Consider the following 19,870-nt stretch of genomic DNA (forward strand, 5'->3'; position numbering starts at 1 on the left):
GTATGCAGTGCCGATAAATGCAAAAAAGAGATGCAATCTACTATCAATAGATTGCATCTCTTTTTTAGTTCACTCGCTCAGTATATTCATAAGCTTTCTCTCCGTGCATTGAAATATCAAGTCCCATATGTTCCTCGTGCTCATCTACCCGGACAGGGAGGAAGAAGTTAATTGCTTTAATAATCGCGTACGTCATTATAATTGTGAACGCATATGTTGCGCCGATTGCTACAAGTTGTTTCAACAGCAGCGCGGCGTTCCCGTAAAATAATCCGTTAGCGCCATCACTGTTTACGGTGGTAGTTGCAAATAGTCCTGTCGCAATGCCGCCCCAAGTTCCGCCGATGCCGTGACATCCAAATGCATCGAGTGTATCGTCGTATCCGAATTTTGTTTTTAAGAAAAAGACCGCTCCGAAGCATAATACGCCGCCAATTGCTCCGATAAGAAGAGCTGAGAAAGGTGTAACGAACCCGCAAGCTGGTGTAATAGCGACTAGACCGGAAACAACGCCGCAAGCAGCTCCCATCGCGGTCGGTTTTGATTGGAAGAACCACTCTGAAAGCATCCAAGTTAATGCGGAGGCAGCGGCGGCTATATTTGTATTAATAAATGCAGTTAAAGCTACGTCGTTTAAAGATAATGCGCTTCCGACGTTAAAACCGAACCAGCCGAACCACAGTAAACCAGCGCCTAACATCGTAAATGGTAAATGATGAGGAGACGAACCGTTTATGTTTTTGCGTTTTCCAAGGAAAATAGCTAATACGAGGCCAGCCACGCCAGATGTAATATGAACGACATTACCGCCAGCGAAGTCTAATGTGCCAAGTTCTCTTAGCCATCCACCAACGCCCCATACCCAATGAGCGACAGGATTGTAAACGATTGTTGTCCACAGAAGGATGAAAATAAGGAAAGCTGAAAATCGCATTCTTTCGGCAAATGCTCCTGAAATTAGAGCGGGAGTTAAAATAGCAAACATGAGTTGAAACATCATAAATAAATTGTGAGGAATAGTAGATGAGTAGTCTGGATTTGGTGCGTAGGTAACTCCATTTAAACCGAACCAATCGAGTGTGCCGATAAGTCCGTGCCAATCTGGTCCGAATGATAAAGAATAACCAATTAAAATCCATTGAATCGAAACGATAGCCATTGCGCTATAACTATGCATTGTCGTACTGAGTACGTTTTTACTGCGAACCATACCTCCATAAAAAAGTGCTAATCCTGGTGTCATTAACATGACCATTACTGTCGCTACAAACATAAAAACCGTATCTCCTGTATTCATTCTCTCTCCTCCTGTAATGTTAGAAAAAATAACATCAATTCGTTATGTTTCATATCATATTCGAAATAAAAAGAAAAATCAACTAAAAATTCAGAAAATTTTATATGTAATGTTAGAAAACCTAACATGTATTAATTTGATAAGAATGAAATCAACGTATGCGATTCGTTCGGGTAATTGGTATAATATTCTTACAATTAAAATACATGGGGGATGCGTGTGGGGAAAATACATACTAGGAAACTATTCATTTGTTTTTGTTTAGCTGTCGTTTTGTTTGTACCAATACATACATTTGCAGACGAAAAAAGAGAGTGGCGAGACGAAGTTATATATTCCATTATGATTGATCGTTTTAATAATGGGGAACCGAAAAATGACAAACAGTTAGAAGTTGGCAATTTAGAAGGATATCAGGGCGGAGATATAAGAGGTATTATAAAAAGAATGGATTACATAAAAAAAATGGGATTTACTACTGTTATGCTTTCGCCGCTTTTTGAAAGTGTAAAATACGATGGGTTAGACGTGCGCAATTTTCAGAAGGTAAATGAACATTTCGGAACAGAAAATGATGTGAAAGAACTTGTGCAAGAAGCTCATGCAAAAGGAATGAAAGTTGTATTTCAATTTCCGCTTGGAGAAAACGAACAACAAGTAATCGACTCGATGAAATGGTGGATCAAAGAAGTTGATTTAGATGCAAGTTATGTAATACATAGTGAAAAAAAATCGCCTGCTTTTTGGGATGATGTGCAAAAAGATATGCAAGTGATAAAGAAAGATTTTCGAGTTATGACAAAAGAAGATAGTGAATACAACGAAAAAATAGTAGATGCGTTTTCCAAAGCGGACGTATCGGTGAAACCTTTATATGATGTAAGTAAAAAAGACGGAGCAGCCGCTACATTTTTAGATAATCAAGATACAAAAAGATTTGCTCGTATTGCAAAAGAGAATATGAATTATCCACCATCTCGTTTGAAACTAGCTCTTACATATTTATTAACAACACCAGGTATTCCGAATTTTTATTACGGAACTGAAATTGCATTGGATGGAGGAGGTACGCCAGATAATAGACGATTAATGGACTTCAAATCAGATGAAAAGTTTATGCAACATATAACGAAACTCGGTGAGCTTAGACAAGCGAGGCCATCTTTACGTCGCGGTACGTTTGAGCTTCTATACGATAAAGATGGAATGAGTGTACTAAAGAGAAAGTATAAAGATGAAGTGACAGTAGTAGCGATTAATAATACGAAAGAAACACAAAAAGTTGCTTTACCTGCAAGTGCGATTGGTGAAAAACAAGAGCTAAGGGGATTGTTAGAAGATGAAATTATAAGAGAAGAAAACGGAAAATTTTATCTCGTTTTAAAGCGTGAAGAATCAAATGTGTATAAAGTTAACGGGGAAACAGGTGTGAATTGGCTATTTATTTCTTTAATCGTCGGTGTGAACGTATTGTTTATTGCTTTTTTAATTGTGGTTAAAAAGAAGCGGAAATAAGGGGATATTCTCTTTTGTGTTCAATTAAAAGTGCGTGATGAGGTGAGATGTTTAAGTCTTCTTATCGTATTCGTAATTCTGTATTTTGGGGATAATAGTGACGATGGGGAATTTGTTCGGTGGGACAGGCTAAGGAGAAAACTTTCTCCCTAGTCTGTTTTTCTTTGAAGTAAGACTCTCACCTCGAAATGCAACCGAGCAAAGAAGTAAAAAAATCGATAGAAGAAACAATAATTGAAAATATACTAATTTTACATTACATTAAAGGGTGAAAAGTATTTTGTTACTCATTGAGGGCTATATTTGAGGAGGAAAAATGGAATTTTACGATTTGGGTATTACCATTAAAGAACTTAGAATGAAAAAAAATATATCACAATCCGAATTATGTCATGGAATATGTTCACAAAGTCAAATTAGCAAGATTGAAAAAGGTGTGATTTATCCATCTAGCATATTGTTATATCAATTATCAGAAAGGCTTGGTATTGATCCAAATAATATATTTGCACTAACCCAAAACAAAAAATTAAAATATATAGAAAATGTAAAATGTGTAATGAAAGACTGCATAAGACAACATCAATATAAAGAGCTTTATGAAATAGTAACAAAAGAAAAAAACTTAAATAATTTTCGAATGAAAGAAGATAAACAATTTCTAATATGGCATGAAGCAATTGCTATATATCGTGTGAATAACTCAATAAAAACAGCTTTAACTCTTTTGAATAATGCATTAAAAATAACTGTAACGAATATTGATTTTTTAACAGAGAGAGAAATAGATATTATGCAGACAATGGCTATATTTCATGCAGAAAATAAAGAATATAAAGAGAGCATTAATATATTAAAAAGATGTTTAAGTAATTTTGATAAGTTAGATTTTCCTAGAGATAAAGAAATTAAATTAAAAATCATTTATAATTTAGCAAAATGTTTAAATTACACATATCAATACGAAGAAGCAAAAAAATACATTGATAAGGGTATCAAATTAGCTATTAATCTAAATACTTTATACTTATTGGGTGAACTATACTATGAAAAAGGTTCGAATTTACTAAAGCTTGAACAATCTAATAAAGAAGAAGTTGCTGATAACATGAAAACAGCTTTATTTATATTTGAATTAACAAAAAACGAAAAAAAATTACAAATAATTAAAGAAGAATATTTCAAAAAACATAATTGCTAAATAACTACTTATAGTACAATAAAACCCACAGGAAAAGTTCCTGTAGGTTTTACACTTATAAACCTCTTAATATTTTTTATAAACTTGATTCTAAAATATTATTACTTAATATGAATTTTTTAATGAAAGTTTACTTAACGTACTTTCTATTTTGAAATTTGCATTCTTATTAACACTTTATACTTCTCTTCCTTCCATATTAAAATTAAGATGGTTCAAGTAAGAGGAATGCAACTTAAAGTGTTTTTTTATGAGCTTTATCATCAACTATTTAGTGTTTCTTTAAATTAGTACATAACGTAGTTTTTTTGTACCAAGCTTTGTGAATGCAATTAGATTTATCCTTTAGTGTAGTTATATTATTAGAACATCCTGTAATATTTAGAGAGAGTATAGCCAATAAAAAACATAATATTAACTTCTTCAAATAACCACTTCTAACTCTTTTATAATTAACTTTTTTCATGGAATAAGATTCCTTATTAATTTTACATTACATTGAAGGGTGGAAAATATTCTTATACTCATAAATTGTTACGCTTGAGTAGGAGAGGGATTTTGGTTTGGGATTCAATTGATAAAGAAAGTGCTTTAAGTTGAAGGGAAATGTTCTAAGGTGTCTTTTCCTTATTTTTAAAAGGACATGCTCAATTCCATGTATAAAAAAATTCTACAATGAGACCTAGTACCTAGTCTAACGACGCGGTCACCTGTAAGATATTCGCATGAATAAACACTGTTCGCTCAGCAATTTTCACTGCAAATACCTTCTTGGCCTCGTCATATTGTTTCTACCCGCTAAAAAGAAAAACATCCTCTACATAGAGGATGTTTTTCTTTTTAGCGGTAGTTAATAAATTGTACGTCAATTGGTAAATCAGCGCTACGAACTGCTGCGATAACTGCTTGTAAGTCATCACGGCTTTTCGCTGTAACACGTACTTGATCATCTTGTACTTGTGTTTTTACTTTTAATTTCATTTCTTTAATGATGTTGTTAATTTTTTTCGCGTTATCTTTATCGATACCTTGTTGAAGTGTTGCACGTTGGCGAACAGTGTTACCAGCTGCCGCTTCAACTTTTCCGTAATCTAAGTTCTTAATTGGAACGTTACGTTTTACGAGTTTAGAAATAAGAACGTCTTTTACTTGCTCTAATTTGAACTCGTCGTCAGAAGTTAAAACAAGTACTTCTTTTTCAAGTTTAATATCACTTTTACTTCCTTTAAAGTCATATCGGTTTTGGATTTCTTTTAATGCAGTGTTAATTGCGTTTGTTACTTCAGGTAATTCTACTTTCGAAACGATGTCAAAAGAACTATCTTTTGCCATAGTTAGCACCTCCAAATAAATTTCTACTCTTTTTATGTACTGTACATACTAAAGTATAGCTGAAAACGAGCTTAGACTTAAGTGTTTTCATACTTATAATGATGTAACCTCATTTTATTATAGTGAATTTTGGGCAGTTGGACAAATAAAGAGAAAATCGTGTTATAATTAACTTTTGTTTGGAATGATAAAAATATAAAAAGTTAAAAAGTTCATTTTATATATATAGAAGGGAATTAAAAAATATGTATTTACAAATAGGATCGATTGAACAGGTAACTGTTTTACGCGAAACGGAAATTGGATATATGGTTGGAAATGAAGAAGAAGAAATTTTCCTACATAAAAATGAAGTAGCTGGAGAAATTGAAGAAGGCGATACGATTGATGTATTCTTATACCTTGACCACCAAAATCGTATTTCGGCAACAATGAAGGAGCCAATTATTACAACATATGATTGGAACTGGGTAAAGGTTGTAGAAGTTATTCCTAGTTTAGGTGTGTTTGTTGATATTGGTGTATCAAAAGATATACTAATTCCAGCTGATGAATTCCCAATTTATATGCCAGTATGGCCTGAAGTTGGAGATGAATTATATTGTACGTTAAAATTAACGAATCGTGATCGTTTAATTGCTCTTCCGGCAAGAGATAGTGATATGCAAGAAATCGTTGTAGATGCGACACCATCTATGCGTAATAAAAACGTAAACGGACGTGTGTATCGTTCACTTCAAGTTGGTTCGTTCGTATTAACAGATGAGCATTTCCGTGCATTTTTACATCATACAGAAAGAAAAGAACAAGTTCGCATCGGTCAACGTGTAACGGGACGAATTATTGATGTAAAAGATGACGGTACAATTAACATTTCACTTCTTCCTCGTAAAGAAGAAGGAATGGAAGATGATGCTGCAGTGATTTATGCATATATGGAAGAACGAGGCGGAGCAATGCCGTTTTGGGATAAGAGTTATCCAGAAGACATTAAAGAACGTTTCAATATGAGTAAAGCTGCATTTAAGCGTGCACTTGGTAAGTTGATGAAAGAAGAAAAGGTTTACCAAGAAGAAGGTTGGACGTACTTTAAGAAATAAAGGAAATAAAAAGCACCACCTTATATTTTACCTATAAGGTGGTGCTTTTTTAATTCCCTTGCTCATGTACAAGAGTAAACGTATCTTTCAACTCACTATCATTTATTTTAATATTTGCTTTTTTTAATTCGTCTTGCAATAGTTTTTTACCGAATATAGGGTCAGAGATACGTTCTTCTTCTAAGTTTTTGCGAATAGAGTCTTTCACTTCATCATAGGGTTTTAATTCTTTTTTATCAGTTAATTTAATAATATGATAACCGTTTGGTGATGTAACGGGATTGCTAATTTGTCCGACCTTTAGTTTATAGGCAGCAGTTTCAAATTCAGGTGCCATTCTACCTGAATTGAAATATCCGAGGTCTCCGCCTTTTTCTTTTGATAGTAGGTCTTGCGATTCTTGTTTTGCTAGTTCTTCAAATGAAGCACCAGCATCTAATTTTTTCTTTATTTCTTTCGCTTCATTTTCGTCACTTACTAAAATATGGCTTGCTTTAATTTCTGGTTTATAGTGGTCTTTCACGTCTTTCTCTGTAATACTTTTCTTAATCGCTTCATTCATAGCAAGTTTGAACTTAATTTGATTTTTGAAATCAGCTTCATCTTTTAAACCATTGTTTTTCAATACGTTTTTAAATTGGTCTCCGTATTGATTTTTTGCTTTTTGTAATTCTTTATCTACATCATCGTCAGATACTTTATATTTTTTCGTGATAACGTCTTGCGCCATCATTTCGTACAGCATGTCTTTTCCGTAACGATCTTTCAACTGTTTTTCGAAGTCGCTCTTCGTAATGGTTGAGTCTGTTGCTGTAGCGACTGTATCTGAGTCGTTTTTTTGTCCACAAGCAGATAGCATTAATATACTTAGTAGTGCAGTAATAATGAAAATGTGTTTTCCTCTCATGCTAACACCTCATCCGAATATGTTATCGCTATTGTAGAATATAGAAGTGAACATGAAGTGAATTTTTAATGTTTTTTCCTGTGAAATGTAAAAAAAGTACATCAACAATATTGTTGATGTACGATGGAATCAAAGGTGATCGGTCTTTTTGGAATAAGCACGCTTACCTTGCTCTATATTCTTTTGTTCTTGCTCATTTTTTTGCGCGCGTTTTGCATTATTATCGCGTGCTTTTTTGTCGTTATCACTCGTATGTGGCATATGTATCAACTCCATTTCTAAACGTTGTACGTTTATCATTTCCTTTTTCGTAAAGACTATGTATAGCAGTGTATTCATGAATAATGAAGGTGGATTGGAAATGGATTTGAAGTTGAATTATACCGAACTTATAAAGAAGTTAATCGTTGTAATCGTCGCAGGTTTGTTAAATGCGATTGGAATGAATTTATTTTTAACGCCAGCGAAAGTGTATGCAAGTGGCTTTGCTGGATTGTCTCAATTGCTATCACAAATATTAGGTGATTTTTTATCTATTCACATATCAACCGGGGTATTATTTAGCTTGTTTAATATTCCAGTCGTTATTTTAGCATGGAAAAAGGTTGGAAAGGCCTTTACTTTCTTTAGTTTTCTTTGCGTTATCTTTATGACTATGTTTTTAGAAATTATTCCAGTTAGAGCAGTTTCAAACGACATCATATTAAATGCGATTTTTGGTGGGCTTATTTCAGCAATCGGGGTAGGGATTGCGTTGAAGTGGGGGGCTTCTACAGGTGGTTTAGATATAATCGCCATGATTTTATCAAAGATTAAAGACAAGCCTGTCGGTACGTATTTTTTCTTCTTTAATGCACTGATCATTATCGCTGCCGGCTATGTGTATGGATGGGAAAAAGCATTATATACTTTAGTGACTTTGTATGTGTCAACGCGAATCATCGATGCAATTCATACGCGTCATGTGAAGATTACGGCATTAATCGTTACGAAGAATGGGGCGGATGTACGAAAGGCGATTCACTCACGCTTAGTGAGGGGGATTACAACTATACCAGCAACTGGTGCTTATACGAATGAAAATAAGGAAATGTTAATGATTGTTATTACCCGTTACGAACTGTACGAATTGGAGAGGGTTATTAAACAAGTGGACCCAGGTGCATTTACAAACGTACTGCAAACAGTTGGGGTGTTCGGATTGTTTCGAAAAGATTAAAGAGGACCAAAGCTGGTCCTCTTTTTTAATGTGCATTCGTAATGTTTTGCAACTGCTCTTGCATTTCACGTAGCTGAACTTTTTCAGCAGTTGAAGAATTTGCGTAAGCGGATTGCAAAGCATTTTTTGCTCTATATACGAGATCTTGTTGCTCGACGCCGCTTGAACAAGATACAGCATTTGCAACAGCATCTCTAGCTTGTTGAAATAGTAAGTTCCCCATTTAGACCCCTCCAAAAGAAGAGTTACTTCTCGCTTTTTCTGCCTCAGCTAATGTACCTCGGTACGGGAATCTTGCATCATGCTTCATAACAGCATCGGCTCCTTGTTGGATAAAACGTTTTGATTTGTTCTTTTTACCCATTCGAAAAACCCCCTTTATTTAGCTGAAAACAATCGACGCGCTGACTTGTGCGTCTAATGATAGTATGAGCGTTTGGCGAGAAACTATAAGCAGGGAATTTTTAGATTACAACCCAAGAACCTCTTCTAAATATAGTGCAATACCATCTTCTTCGTTCGTTAGCGTCGTATGGTTTGCGAGTGATTTTAATTCAGGGATGGCATTTCCCATTGCGATGCCGTGACCAGCAAATTCAATCATTTCAAAGTCGTTATCTTCATCACCGAAAGCGATGATTCGCTCTTGTGGAATGTTATAATGACTAGAAATTTTTTGTAGTCCAACAGCTTTATTTAATCCGCTTTTTACAATTTCAATAATCGGCCAAGGTGCGCCCCACTTTCTATGGTCGATTACTTCAGCGTGCATATCAGTTAAATGTTGACGAATTGCACTGGAATGCTCGTCATGTGCGTCAATTAATAAGCAAGTTGGATGATCATTTAAAATATTTAATAAGTCTCCTGTAAAAATGTTTGGAGAACCGAATTCGAAAATATGTTTTTTATCTTCATCAATTTCACGCACATACACATCGTCCATTACTTCAGCGTATATGTTTTTTACGCCAAAATCAAAGCAAGCCCGGACAATTTCTTGCGCTGTTGCTAGCTCAAGAGGAGAGTGATGTGTGCCCCACTTTGAATCAAGAGGGTGATGTACGTAAGCGCCATTAAAGTTTACGATTGGTGTATTTAGACCAAGTTCTTTATAGTAATCATAACTAGCGCGGAATGGACGTCCTGTTGAGATAACAACAATATGTCCTTGTTCCTTTGCTTTTGCAATTGTATGTTTCGTTCGAGTGGAAATTATTTTGTTGTCTGTTAATAAAGTGCCGTCTAAGTCTAGTGCGATTAAATGTTGTTTGTTCATAATTTCACCTCTTATAATATTTTTTTGTTTTTATCTGTATTTCCGTTTTTAATCTGCAGAAATAAGAGGTTAGACTGGGTGAGACCACCAAAGATGGAAAGTTCACTATATATCCATCTTACGTCGCAAAGTGCTGCGGTGTCTACTATTTCTCGTTGGAAATTAAGAAAAGTCAACATCTTTTTAGAAAGTTCAAACAATGTTTCTTTCATTATGGACAAATTGTGAAAAGGGTTACATTTCTCGTATGATGAGGCTTATAATGAACATGTAATCTTCTCGTATATGTTTGACTCTCCTTTGAAACTGGCCTATAGTAGGTTGGTTTCTTTTTTTTCTACAAATAGGAAAGAAATCCCTGCTTTAAGCTTGTGTCATTCATGTATATGTACAAGAACGAAATGTAGTACCTGTTTCCTAAACATGACAGAAAAGCTTTCTTTTAAAATGGATATACTAATGAGGCAAAGACGTCATGGAAGGAGAATGGAAATGGGACAAAATCGCAGGTTTCGTTCTGGACAAAAAGCGCCGAATGATGGCATTTACGTAGAAATTGGTGAAACGGGAAGTATGGTAAAAGACCCGCAAATGGTGAAACTAACTGCTGGTGACAAGTTTCCAGATAACACAAATCATAACCGTCAGTGGACGTATAAAAGAAAACCGTAACAGGAGCCGCAATCGTTATTGCGGCTTTTTTGTCGTTACACATTTTAATTTCATTTACCGTATATTTTTCAGTTGTATCATGAATGCTCCTTTTTTCTTTTTCAAATAATAAGTTTGAAAATACATAAGCAAAATTATTGTATAAAAAAGTCAGTTGGCGTATAATCAAATCAAAGGTCAAAGAAAGTCAAACATTTGGAGGACTGTAAAGATGGACTTAAATCAAATGACAACAAAAACACAAGAGGCGATTATGAGTGCCCAATCTTTAGCGGTATCTCATCACCATCAAGAAGTAGATACTGTTCATCTCTTGTTTACATTATTAGAAGAGCAAGATGGGTTAGCAGTACGTATTTTTCAAAAAATGAACGTCGATATAGAAGCATTAAAACAAGGCGCCGAAAATTTAATTAAGAAAAAGCCTTCCGTAACGGGGAGCGGTGCAGAAGCAGGTAAATTATATATAACAGGTGCTCTGCAACAACTACTTGTAAGAGCAGGAAAAGAAGCAGAGAAATTGCAAGATGATTACATTTCAGTGGAACATGTATTACTTGCTTTTACTGAAGAAAAAGGCGATATAAACCAATTATTTACAAGATTTCATATTACGAAAGATAACTTATTACAGTCTTTAATGACAGTTCGGGGGAATCAAAGAGTGACTAGTCAAAATCCAGAAGCAACTTATGAAGCGTTAGAAAAATATGGTCGTGATTTAGTAGCGGAAGTAAGAGCGGGGAAAATTGACCCTGTTATCGGCCGCGATAGTGAAATTCGCCGCGTAATCCGCATTCTTTCACGTAAAACGAAAAACAACCCAGTTTTAATTGGTGAACCAGGTGTTGGTAAAACAGCAATCGTTGAAGGGTTAGCACAGCGTATTGTGAAAAAAGATGTACCTGAAGGCTTAAAAGATAGAACAATCTTTGCATTAGATATGAGTGCGCTTGTAGCTGGAGCGAAATTCCGCGGTGAATTTGAAGAGCGTCTCCAAGCTGTATTAAATGAAATTAAAAAGAGTGAAGGACGCATTTTATTATTCATTGATGAACTTCACACAATCGTCGGCGCTGGTAAAACAGAAGGCGCAATGGATGCAGGAAATATGTTAAAACCGATGCTTGCGCGTGGTGAACTGCATTGTATCGGGGCGACGACGTTAGATGAATATCGTAAATATATTGAGAAAGATCCAGCGCTAGAAAGACGTTTCCAACAAGTATTAGCAGAAGAACCAACTGTTGAAGATACAATTTCCATTTTACGTGGTTTAAAAGAGCGCTTTGAAATTTATCATGGTGTAAATATTCATGACCGCGCAATTGTAGCAGCATCAGTTTTATCAGATCGATATATTTCGGATCGTTTCTTACCGGATAAAGCAATTGATCTTGTTGACGAAGCGTGCGCAACAATTCGTACAGAAATTGATTCTATGCCAACAGAATTAGATGAAGTAACGCGTCGCATTATGCAGCTGGAAATTGAAGAAGCAGCTCTTGGAAAAGAGAAAGACTTTGGTAGCCAAGAACGTCTAAAAACATTGCAACGTGAATTATCGGATTTAAAAGAAGTGGCAAGTGGCATGAGAGCCAAATGGGAGAAAGAAAAAGAAGATATTCACAAAGTTCGTGACTTACGTGAACATTTAGAGCGTCTGCGCCGTGAATTAGAAGAAGCAGAAGGTAATTACGACTTAAATAGAGCAGCGGAACTTCGCCACGGAAAAATTCCTGCAATTGAAAAAGAGTTAAAAGAAGCAGAAGAAATGGGCGCGAATAATAAACAAGAAAATCGTTTATTACGTGAGGAAGTAAGTGAAGAAGAGATTGCTGATATTGTTTCACGCTGGACTGGTATTCCTGTCGCAAAACTCGTTGAAGGTGAACGTGAGAAATTATTACGATTAGAGCAAATTTTATCAGAGCGTGTTATCGGACAAGAAGAAGCGGTAAGCCTAGTATCAGACGCAGTTCTTCGTGCTCGTGCTGGTATTAAAGACCCGAACCGTCCAATTGGTTCCTTCATCTTCTTAGGACCGACTGGTGTTGGTAAAACAGAACTTGCAAAAACGTTAGCGCAGTCTTTATTTGATAGTGAAGAGCAAATGATTCGTATTGATATGTCTGAGTACATGGAGAAACACGCTGTGTCACGCTTAATTGGTGCACCTCCTGGATATGTTGGATATGAAGAGGGCGGTCAATTAACAGAAGCAGTAAGACGTAAACCGTATTCTGTTATTTTGTTAGATGAAATCGAAAAAGCACATCCAGAAGTATTCAACATTTTATTACAAATGTTAGATGACGGACGCATTACAGATTCGCAAGGACGTACAGTAGACTTTAAAAACACAGTTATTATTATGACGTCAAATATTGGATCTGCTCATTTATTAGATGGATTAGAAGAAGATGGCTCAATTAAAGAGGAATCAAGAGAACTTGTCATGGGGCAATTAAGAGGACATTTCCGACCAGAGTTTTTAAATCGTGTCGACGAAATTATTTTATTCAAACCTCTTACAACGAATGAAATTAAAGGTATTGTTGATAAAATTGTAAAAGAATTACAAGGCCGTTTAGCTGACCGTCATATTACGGTACAATTAACAGACGTAGCGAAAGAGTTTGTTGTCGAAGCTGGCTTCGATCCGATGTACGGAGCTCGTCCATTAAAACGATATGTACAGCGTCAAGTTGAGACGAAATTAGCGAGAGAATTAATTGCAGGAACGATTACTGACAATAGTCATGTAGTTGTTGATGTAGAAAATAACGAATTAGTCGTTCATGTGAAGTAAAACAAAAAAGAGTTCGGATAAAATCCGGACTCTTTTTTTAGTGTTGTTCTACTGGCTCGTTTGGAATTGCAGCTGCAATTGCTAGTACGAATACCGCAAGAACAACTGAGAAAATAGACGCTTGGTTAAAATCGTATGTACCGCCAGTCATAGAGCCGATTACGTAGCTCATCATATGTACAAGCAAGAACGACCAAATTAATGCCCAAATGAAACGCATATTTTACACCTCTATTCGTTCAATCTGTCCTTATTGTAACACAATTGAAAAAAGAATATAGAAAAATATTTGTAGATTTTTCAACGCAAATTTGCATTCCGTTCATACATTATAAAAGAGTACTTTTATACGTTTAGAAAATAAGGCGGGGGAAAAATGAGTATTACGGAACGTTTTTTTTACTTAGAAAAAGAACCATGTGTCATTTATTTACCGGAGAAGCCAAATGGATTTTCTGTCATGCTTCTAGGTGATTACAACTACTTTATTGAGAATGGTACAAGTTTATGGACACAGCATGCGGGTAGATCTTATTTTTTACATGGCCTTATTGAGGAAGGCTATACGGTCTTTTCTTCTAATTTATACGGAAGACATTGGGGAAACGATCAATCTGTTCGTCTAGCAAAACGCCTATATGACGTTGTTCTGAGAAAAGAGACATTGAATGCGAAAATGCACATTATGGCAGATGGTATGGGGGCACTTGTAGCACTTGAAATGATGAACAAATACCCTGAATGTATACGTTCTGTCATTATGTTAAATCCGTGTTTAGATTTACCAGAATATGTGGAGTTTGAGAAAGAGCATAAATTTTTTTACAAGAGACTCTTGAAGGAATTAAGTTTAGCGTATGATGCTAAAGAAGAAGAATTAGAATCGAAAATAAATAAGAAATCATTTACGCTTCTTCCGTCTTGTGTACCTGTTAAAATTTTTGTATCAACACAAGAAAAAAGAGGAAGAAAACAGTTGCTACGTAAATACGAGAAAATGAGGCAATTGAACCAATGCGATACTTCTGTCTTATTCCATCTGCAAGATGTGAAATATAAAATGGTTAGGCAAACGACTGATTTCTTTAAAAAATATGAAGAAGAATTGTGAAGCTCCCATATACATAAATGAGGAGCTATTTGTTTCAAGGAGAAAGGGTGGGTGGTATGGAACGCGTGCTAATTATAGGTGCACTTACGTTTGTAGGTTATCACCTTGTGAATAAAATGATTGCAGAAGAAGTAGAAGTATATGGTCTTGATTTTGATGAATTCGATAGTATGACAAAAATTAATGAAGAGAAGTTATTGTTAATTGGGCGAAATGCGTTATTTACGTATTATTCGATAAGAGATGAAGACGGATGGAGATCCGTAGAGGAAGAGAAATTTGATGCCGTTTACTTTTGTCTGTATGAGCCTAACCAACAAAGTGGCTTTCGAAATGAAAGAGTTATATTACAGTATTTAAAGCGAATGATAAGACTGTGTGAAGAACATAAAGTGAAGTTAAATCTAATTTCTTCTATTGAAGTAGGAAACGTAGATGAGTCCGAAAATAAACGTCTATTTGCGAAAGTGGAAGAAGGATTGAAAAAAGGAGAGGTACAATATAGTGTATTTCGAGTTCCTACATTATATGGGCCATGGCAACCATCTTTTATGATGTATCATCAGCTCATGTTATCAGAACTGGGTGAGAAAGAGTGCCATTATACAAGTGAGGAAAACGCCAGTGATCTACTGTACGTTGAAGATGTATGTGAATACTTATGGGAAAATGGCATGAACGAGGAATATCTCGGTATATATAATTTACTTAGTGGTAAAAAATCATTATGGAAAAAAGGTATGAACCTTTTACGTGCAGAGGATAAAGTGAAAAAAGAGAATCTGGAAGAAAGAGATGGAACAGTAGAGGTTATTTCGATAAAAAGAAATACTCCGTTAGAATACGGTTTAAATAAACAATTGGCACATATGAAAAAATATAAAGAGTTATACGAAGGATAGAGAGCGTGTTACACTATGTATGTGAAAGTTTTAATGGAGAGGAAGAACATAATATGAATGAGAAAAGCATGCAATTTTTACAAATCGCAATGAAGCATTTACCAGAAGCAAAGGCCATTTTAGATGATAATGGAATTGCGCTTGATATGGAGAAAGCTCAACCAGTATTAGAGTTATTGATGAAAGTTATGAACGAAGCATATGAGCTTGGGAAAGCAGATCAAGAATAAAAAGCATAAAAAGAATAAAAAGCATCTTTTGAGATGGAAGAGAGGCCCGAACCGTGGATAGAAGCGGTCAGGGCCTTTTTATATTTCGAAAGAACAGGTAAAGGTATGTTTCCGTTTCTTTTCATAAACAATAAGGTGAATAATGCGTTCGCTTTATGTTTTAGCAGAAATATATTCTAGACAAAAATACATTTATGTTTTAAAATTAGTACCAAGTCATAATAATTGATATAAAACGGAGGGCTGCGATGTGAACGTGGGCATTTTAGGGATCGGAAGATATGTGCCGGAAAAAGTAGTCACAAATCACGATTTAGAGAAAATAATGGATACATCCGATGAATGGATTCGTACGAGAACAGGTATTGCGGAAAGACGCATTGCCGATGATACAATAGATACTTCATATATGGCCGTAGAGGCTTCTAAAAAAGCACTTGAAGATGCAGGGATTAGCGGAGAGGATATCGATCTTATTTTAGTAGCAACAGTAACGCCAGATCGTGCTTTTCCAGCAGTAGCTTGTGTTATTCAAGAAGCGATTGGCGCAAAACATGCAGCTGCAATGGATTTAAGTGCAGCATGTGCTGGTTTTATGTACGGAATGATTACAGCGCAGCAATTTATTCAAACGGGAACTTATAAAAATATACTAGTAGTTGGTAGTGATAAACTATCTAAAATTGTAGATTGGAACGATCGAAATACAGCAGTACTATTTGGAGACGGAGCCGGTGCGATCGTAATGGGAGCTGTTTCAGAAGGTAAAGGCGTTCTATCTTTCGAATTAGGAGCGGACGGAAGTGGCGGTAAGCATCTTTATCAAGATGAGTATGTTATGATGAATGGCAGAGAAGTCTTTAAATTTGCTGTTCGTCAACTTGGGGATTCTTGTCTTCGCGTTCTAGATAAAGCTGGTCTTACGAAAGAAGATGTGGATTTCTTAGTACCGCATCAAGCGAATATTCGTATTATGGAATCTGCAAGAGAGAGATTAAATTTACCACAAGAAAAAATGAGTATGACAATTGAGAAGTTCGGTAATACATCAGCTTCTTCCATTCCGATTGCAATGGTAGAGGAATTGCAAAACGGACGTATTCAAGATGGTGATTTAATTATACTTGTTGGTTTTGGTGGCGGATTAACATGGGGAGCAGTCGCTCTTCGTTGGGGTAAATAAGGACTGAGAGAAAAAAAGGAGTGTATTTTGTATGGAAAAAAAGAGGGTCGTAATTACAGGATTAGGAGCTGTTACACCGGTCGGTACAGATGTTGAAACAGCGTGGGAAAACATTAAAAAAGGTGTATCTGGAATCGGACGACTTACAAGAATTGATCCGGAACTATTTCCAGCAAAAGTAGCAGCAGAAATTAACGATTTTGAAGTCGAGAAATATATTGATAAAAAAGAAGCGCGTCGTATGGATCGCTTTACACAATATGCAGTAGCAGCAGCGAAAATGGCAGTTGCAGATGCAAAGCTTGAGATTACAGAAGAAAATGGACCTCGAATTGGTGTATGGATTGGTTCTGGTATTGGTGGTATGGAAACATACGAAGAACAATTTAAGATTTTTACTGAGAAAGGCCCGCGCCGCGTGAGCCCATTCTTCGTACCGATGATGATTCCAGATATGGCAGCAGGCCAAGTATCAATCGCAACAGGAGCAAAAGGAATTAACACTTGTTCTGTAACGGCTTGTGCATCTGGTGCAAACTCAATTGGTGATGCGTTTAAAGCAATTCAGCGTGGTGATGCTGATGCAATGATTACGGGCGGGGCAGAGGCGCCGTTAACAAGTATGGCATTCGCAGGATTTAGCTCAGCGAAAGCATTAACATTCAATGAAGATCCAGCAACAGCTTGCCGTCCATTCGATAAAAACCGTAGTGGTTTCGTAATGGGTGAAGGTTCAGGTATTTTAATTCTTGAAGAATTAGAGCACGCATTAGCTCGTGGTGCTCACATTTATGCGGAAATCGCTGGTTACGGTGCAACTGGTGATGCATTCCATATTACAATGCCAGCTCCTGGCGGTGAAGGCGGCGTGCGCGCAATGCGTCAAGCTTTAGCGGATGCAGGTCTACAGCCAGAAGATATTGATTACATTAATGCGCATGGTACAAGTACGGATGCGAATGAAAAGTATGAAACGATGGCAATTAAAGAAACGTTCGGAGAGCATGCGTATAAAGTAGCAATCAGCTCAACGAAATCAATGACAGGTCACTTATTAGGAGCAGCTGGTGCTGTTGAAGCGATCTTCTCTATTAAATCAATTACAGACGGAGTAATTCCTCCAACAATTAACTATGAGACACCAGATCCAGAATGTGACTTAGATTACGTACCGAATAATGCGAGACATCAAGAAGTAAACGCGGTGTTAAGTAATTCATTAGGATTCGGTGGTCATAACGCAGTATTAGTATTTAAAGCGTATAAATAATAGATGAGATAAGGAGTTTTTTCGCGATATATTGCGAAAAAACTCCTTATTTATTTTTACGTCTTTTTCTCTTTTTGCATATACATAAGAAAAAGGAGGGATAAAGATGGGGGTTGTTGAAACTGCTGAGTGGTTACATCTATATTATGGACGGCCAGAAAAGCTGTGTGAGAAGTTTACGAAGTATATCCCGCTGCCAAAAGAAAGGTTGTATCGCTTTTTAATTTCTAAAGGTATGTATCGCCCTGTTATGCGAGGAGAACGAGAAATTAAAGAGTTAGAGAAAAAGGAAGTTTGGAAAGAGTTACGTGCAGAGTATGAGAAACTGAAAAATTGGTTAAAAGGTCCAGATGTCCCTGTCTTTATTCTATTATCAGATTCCTATAATCGAACTGTACAAGAAGAGTATAACGGCAGGGCTGGATTATCTATGCGTCACGTTATTTTCTTATTCGTATGTGGACGGAATTCGGTGGAAGAATTAAAAGTGCTATTGGCGCATGAATATCATCATATATGCAGGTTGCATCAAATTGAGACGAAAGAAACGGAATATACATTACTTGATACGATGATTATGGAAGGGTTAGCTGAGCAAGCGGTAACGGAAAGATATTCAGAAAAAAACAATGCACCGTGGACGACGTATCTTTCAAAAGAAGAGGCTATATATTATTGGAAAAACGTTGTATATGAAAGAATAAGTATAAAGCGAGGAACAAGGGAGCACGACATCTTATTAAATGGATTTCACTCTTATCCGAAGATGCTTGGCTATGCGCTTGGATTTCATATTGTCAAAGATTGTGTAACTTTGGAAGGAGAAGATACACTTTCTTTATTACCTATAGATGCAAAAGAAATATTGAATAAAGCAAAAACATTTCATATATAAAAAAACAGGAGCTCTCTTTCCTGTTTTTTTAGTATTAATAGAAGAAAAAATAATAATTAGAATATATTTCCTTAGGTGGAATAAAGTTAAGAAAAATTGAACATAATGATGGATACAAACAGTAGTGAAGTGAGGGGTAGTGAATGTTATATCTACATGATGTATGGGTAAATTGGTTTGAAGGTGAAGAAAATGGGTATAACGTTTGTCATTTTTACGAATGGCGGAAAGATGATACGATTGAGCTATTAGATCAAGTGCCATTATTAAAAGTAGATTCCACATTATATCATTACATCGAGAACGAATTGTTAGAGCTTCCGCAAAAAATGTTGGAAGACGTACATCATAAGGCTTATATTCGTAAAAATCATGAACGTTTGCAGCAAGAGTATTGCTTTGTAGTTACAGATGGAAAAGGAATTATTGCAATCGATACAATTGGTTACAATGTGCCAATTCGAAAGAGCAGACTTATACCGCGCCAAGAGCAGATGGTATATGAGATGGTAGAAAACGTACAAGCAGAAAAGTATGAGTTCCAAGTAGAAGAAATGGAAAAAGAACATCATATTTTATCACCATCACCTTTCATTATGAATGGCTTAACTCGTAAAGAAAGACAGCTTAAACAATTATTATTTATGGCGTTAGATCAATTACATACAACGAAAAACACAGCAGAAATTCGCTATTGGTTCACAGAGTGGGATCCATCAGCATACGGAATGGTTCAACATATGGAATTTGAAGATATTTGGGCTAAGCTGTATGATGAAGCGAAAGCAGGTTGGTCTGAGAAGCACGAACAATTATGCGAGCGTCTCGTAAAAGGACAGCCATTTTTTGAAAAGTTATGGGAAATGGAAAACGAGCAAAAGGTAAATTAAAAAACCGCCGATTGGCGGTTTTTTTTATTTGTTGTAGTCTAGCTCCAGCGGCAAG

22 protein-coding genes are annotated in these 19,870 nt (G+C 36.0%); 13 read left to right on the forward strand and 9 right to left on the reverse strand.

Annotation, left to right across the window (positions count from 1 at the left end; translation table 11 throughout):
• Nucleotides 1-64: 64 nt before the first annotated feature.
• The gene (locus BAQ46_RS02175; RefSeq protein ID WP_001091646.1) at nucleotides 65-1,297 is read right to left on the reverse strand and encodes an ammonium transporter; all 1,233 of its coding nucleotides are present in this window, start codon (nucleotides 1,295-1,297) and stop codon (nucleotides 65-67) included.
• A 213-nt stretch (nucleotides 1,298-1,510) separates the two neighbouring features.
• Here BAQ46_RS02175 and BAQ46_RS02185 point away from each other — a divergent pair, with 213 nt between their 5' ends.
• Together BAQ46_RS02185 and BAQ46_RS02190 are read left to right on the forward strand one after the other, a co-directional pair.
• Nucleotides 1,511-2,812 (forward strand): alpha-amylase family glycosyl hydrolase, encoded by a 1,302-nt coding sequence (locus BAQ46_RS02185; protein ID WP_050552161.1) that lies wholly within the window; start codon nucleotides 1,511-1,513, stop codon nucleotides 2,810-2,812.
• A 316-nt stretch (nucleotides 2,813-3,128) separates the two neighbouring features.
• Complete coding sequence (locus BAQ46_RS02190; RefSeq protein ID WP_071741567.1) at nucleotides 3,129-4,013, forward strand: helix-turn-helix domain-containing protein; 885 nt, start codon at nucleotides 3,129-3,131, stop codon at nucleotides 4,011-4,013.
• An 840-nt stretch (nucleotides 4,014-4,853) separates the two neighbouring features.
• On the opposite strand, the gene BAQ46_RS02195 is transcribed toward BAQ46_RS02190, so the two are convergent.
• Entirely contained in the window at nucleotides 4,854-5,345 is a 492-nt protein-coding gene (locus BAQ46_RS02195; RefSeq protein WP_001040153.1) for a YajQ family cyclic di-GMP-binding protein, read from the reverse strand.
• 245 nt (nucleotides 5,346-5,590) lie between these two features.
• Between BAQ46_RS02195 and BAQ46_RS02200 the strand changes: the two genes are divergently transcribed.
• Nucleotides 5,591-6,445: a CvfB family protein gene (locus BAQ46_RS02200; protein ID WP_000281266.1), complete on the forward strand. Its 855-nt coding sequence runs from the start codon at nucleotides 5,591-5,593 to the stop codon at nucleotides 6,443-6,445.
• A 49-nt stretch (nucleotides 6,446-6,494) separates the two neighbouring features.
• On the opposite strand, the gene prsA is transcribed toward BAQ46_RS02200, so the two are convergent.
• The gene (prsA, locus tag BAQ46_RS02205; protein ID WP_001214229.1) at nucleotides 6,495-7,352 is read right to left on the reverse strand and encodes a peptidylprolyl isomerase PrsA; all 858 of its coding nucleotides are present in this window, start codon (nucleotides 7,350-7,352) and stop codon (nucleotides 6,495-6,497) included.
• Nucleotides 7,353-7,481: 129 nt separating this feature from the next.
• Nucleotides 7,482-7,613, reverse strand: coding sequence for a DUF3941 domain-containing protein (locus tag BAQ46_RS02210; RefSeq protein ID WP_001120845.1), 132 nt, complete (start codon nucleotides 7,611-7,613; stop codon nucleotides 7,482-7,484).
• Between the two features lie 100 nt (nucleotides 7,614-7,713).
• Between BAQ46_RS02210 and BAQ46_RS02215 the strand changes: the two genes are divergently transcribed.
• A complete protein-coding gene (locus tag BAQ46_RS02215) occupies nucleotides 7,714-8,571 on the forward strand; it encodes a YitT family protein (protein ID WP_000364453.1) in 858 nt (285 codons plus the stop codon).
• Between the two features lie 25 nt (nucleotides 8,572-8,596).
• Here the strand turns inward: BAQ46_RS02215 and BAQ46_RS02220 are convergent, their stop codons facing one another.
• The 4 genes from BAQ46_RS02220 to BAQ46_RS30875 all read right to left on the reverse strand — a co-directional run bounded on the left by BAQ46_RS02220 (nucleotide 8,597) and on the right by BAQ46_RS30875 (nucleotide 10,062).
• Entirely contained in the window at nucleotides 8,597-8,794 is a 198-nt protein-coding gene (locus BAQ46_RS02220; RefSeq protein WP_000527400.1) for a DUF3813 domain-containing protein, read from the reverse strand.
• Nucleotides 8,795-8,935 carry a hypothetical protein gene (locus BAQ46_RS02225; RefSeq protein ID WP_000516816.1) on the reverse strand — a complete coding sequence of 47 codons (141 nt, stop codon included), beginning with the start codon at nucleotides 8,933-8,935 and terminating at the stop codon, nucleotides 8,795-8,797. It abuts the gene before it with no gap.
• A 105-nt stretch (nucleotides 8,936-9,040) separates the two neighbouring features.
• A complete protein-coding gene (locus BAQ46_RS02230) occupies nucleotides 9,041-9,850 on the reverse strand; it encodes a Cof-type HAD-IIB family hydrolase (protein WP_001041235.1) in 810 nt (269 codons plus the stop codon).
• 11 nt (nucleotides 9,851-9,861) lie between these two features.
• A complete protein-coding gene (locus BAQ46_RS30875) occupies nucleotides 9,862-10,062 on the reverse strand; it encodes a hypothetical protein (RefSeq protein ID WP_211275841.1) in 201 nt (66 codons plus the stop codon).
• 280 nt (nucleotides 10,063-10,342) lie between these two features.
• On the opposite strand from BAQ46_RS30875, the gene BAQ46_RS02240 reads away from it, so the two are divergent.
• Together BAQ46_RS02240 and clpB are read left to right on the forward strand one after the other, a co-directional pair.
• Nucleotides 10,343-10,522, forward strand: a complete 180-nt coding sequence (locus BAQ46_RS02240; RefSeq protein WP_000531418.1) for a YjzC family protein — start codon at nucleotides 10,343-10,345, stop codon at nucleotides 10,520-10,522.
• Between the two features lie 211 nt (nucleotides 10,523-10,733).
• Nucleotides 10,734-13,334, forward strand: coding sequence for an ATP-dependent chaperone ClpB (gene clpB, locus BAQ46_RS02245; protein WP_071741568.1), 2,601 nt, complete (start codon nucleotides 10,734-10,736; stop codon nucleotides 13,332-13,334).
• Nucleotides 13,335-13,371: 37 nt separating this feature from the next.
• Here clpB and BAQ46_RS02250 read toward each other — a convergent pair whose 3' ends face one another.
• Nucleotides 13,372-13,554 carry a YjzD family protein gene (locus tag BAQ46_RS02250; protein ID WP_001211114.1) on the reverse strand — a complete coding sequence of 61 codons (183 nt, stop codon included), beginning with the start codon at nucleotides 13,552-13,554 and terminating at the stop codon, nucleotides 13,372-13,374.
• Between the two features lie 156 nt (nucleotides 13,555-13,710).
• On the opposite strand from BAQ46_RS02250, the gene BAQ46_RS02255 reads away from it, so the two are divergent.
• The 7 genes from BAQ46_RS02255 (at nucleotide 13,711) to BAQ46_RS02285 (ending at nucleotide 19,815) form a co-directional block, all read left to right on the forward strand.
• Complete coding sequence (locus BAQ46_RS02255; RefSeq protein WP_000028699.1) at nucleotides 13,711-14,445, forward strand: lipase family protein; 735 nt, start codon at nucleotides 13,711-13,713, stop codon at nucleotides 14,443-14,445.
• A 29-nt stretch (nucleotides 14,446-14,474) separates the two neighbouring features.
• Nucleotides 14,475-15,347: an NAD-dependent epimerase/dehydratase family protein gene (locus BAQ46_RS02260; protein ID WP_061131540.1), complete on the forward strand. Its 873-nt coding sequence runs from the start codon at nucleotides 14,475-14,477 to the stop codon at nucleotides 15,345-15,347.
• Nucleotides 15,348-15,400: 53 nt separating this feature from the next.
• Nucleotides 15,401-15,577 (forward strand): ComZ family protein, encoded by a 177-nt coding sequence (locus tag BAQ46_RS02265; protein ID WP_009879752.1) that lies wholly within the window; start codon nucleotides 15,401-15,403, stop codon nucleotides 15,575-15,577.
• A 250-nt stretch (nucleotides 15,578-15,827) separates the two neighbouring features.
• Entirely contained in the window at nucleotides 15,828-16,760 is a 933-nt protein-coding gene (gene fabH, locus BAQ46_RS02270) for a beta-ketoacyl-ACP synthase III (RefSeq protein ID WP_001100536.1), read from the forward strand.
• Nucleotides 16,761-16,791: 31 nt separating this feature from the next.
• Nucleotides 16,792-18,030, forward strand: coding sequence for a beta-ketoacyl-ACP synthase II (gene fabF / locus BAQ46_RS02275; RefSeq protein WP_000412651.1), 1,239 nt, complete (start codon nucleotides 16,792-16,794; stop codon nucleotides 18,028-18,030).
• Nucleotides 18,031-18,136: 106 nt separating this feature from the next.
• On the forward strand, nucleotides 18,137-18,925 hold the full coding sequence (locus tag BAQ46_RS02280; protein WP_000539323.1) for a DUF2268 domain-containing putative Zn-dependent protease: 789 nt from the start codon (nucleotides 18,137-18,139) through the stop codon (nucleotides 18,923-18,925).
• A 143-nt stretch (nucleotides 18,926-19,068) separates the two neighbouring features.
• A complete protein-coding gene (locus BAQ46_RS02285; RefSeq protein WP_061131542.1) occupies nucleotides 19,069-19,815 on the forward strand; it encodes a YjbA family protein in 747 nt (248 codons plus the stop codon).
• Nucleotides 19,816-19,870 lie beyond the last annotated feature (55 nt).

The sequence above is a fragment of the Bacillus paranthracis genome (genome assembly GCF_001883995.1).
GTDB classification, from domain to species: domain Bacteria; phylum Bacillota; class Bacilli; order Bacillales; family Bacillaceae_G; genus Bacillus_A; species Bacillus_A paranthracis.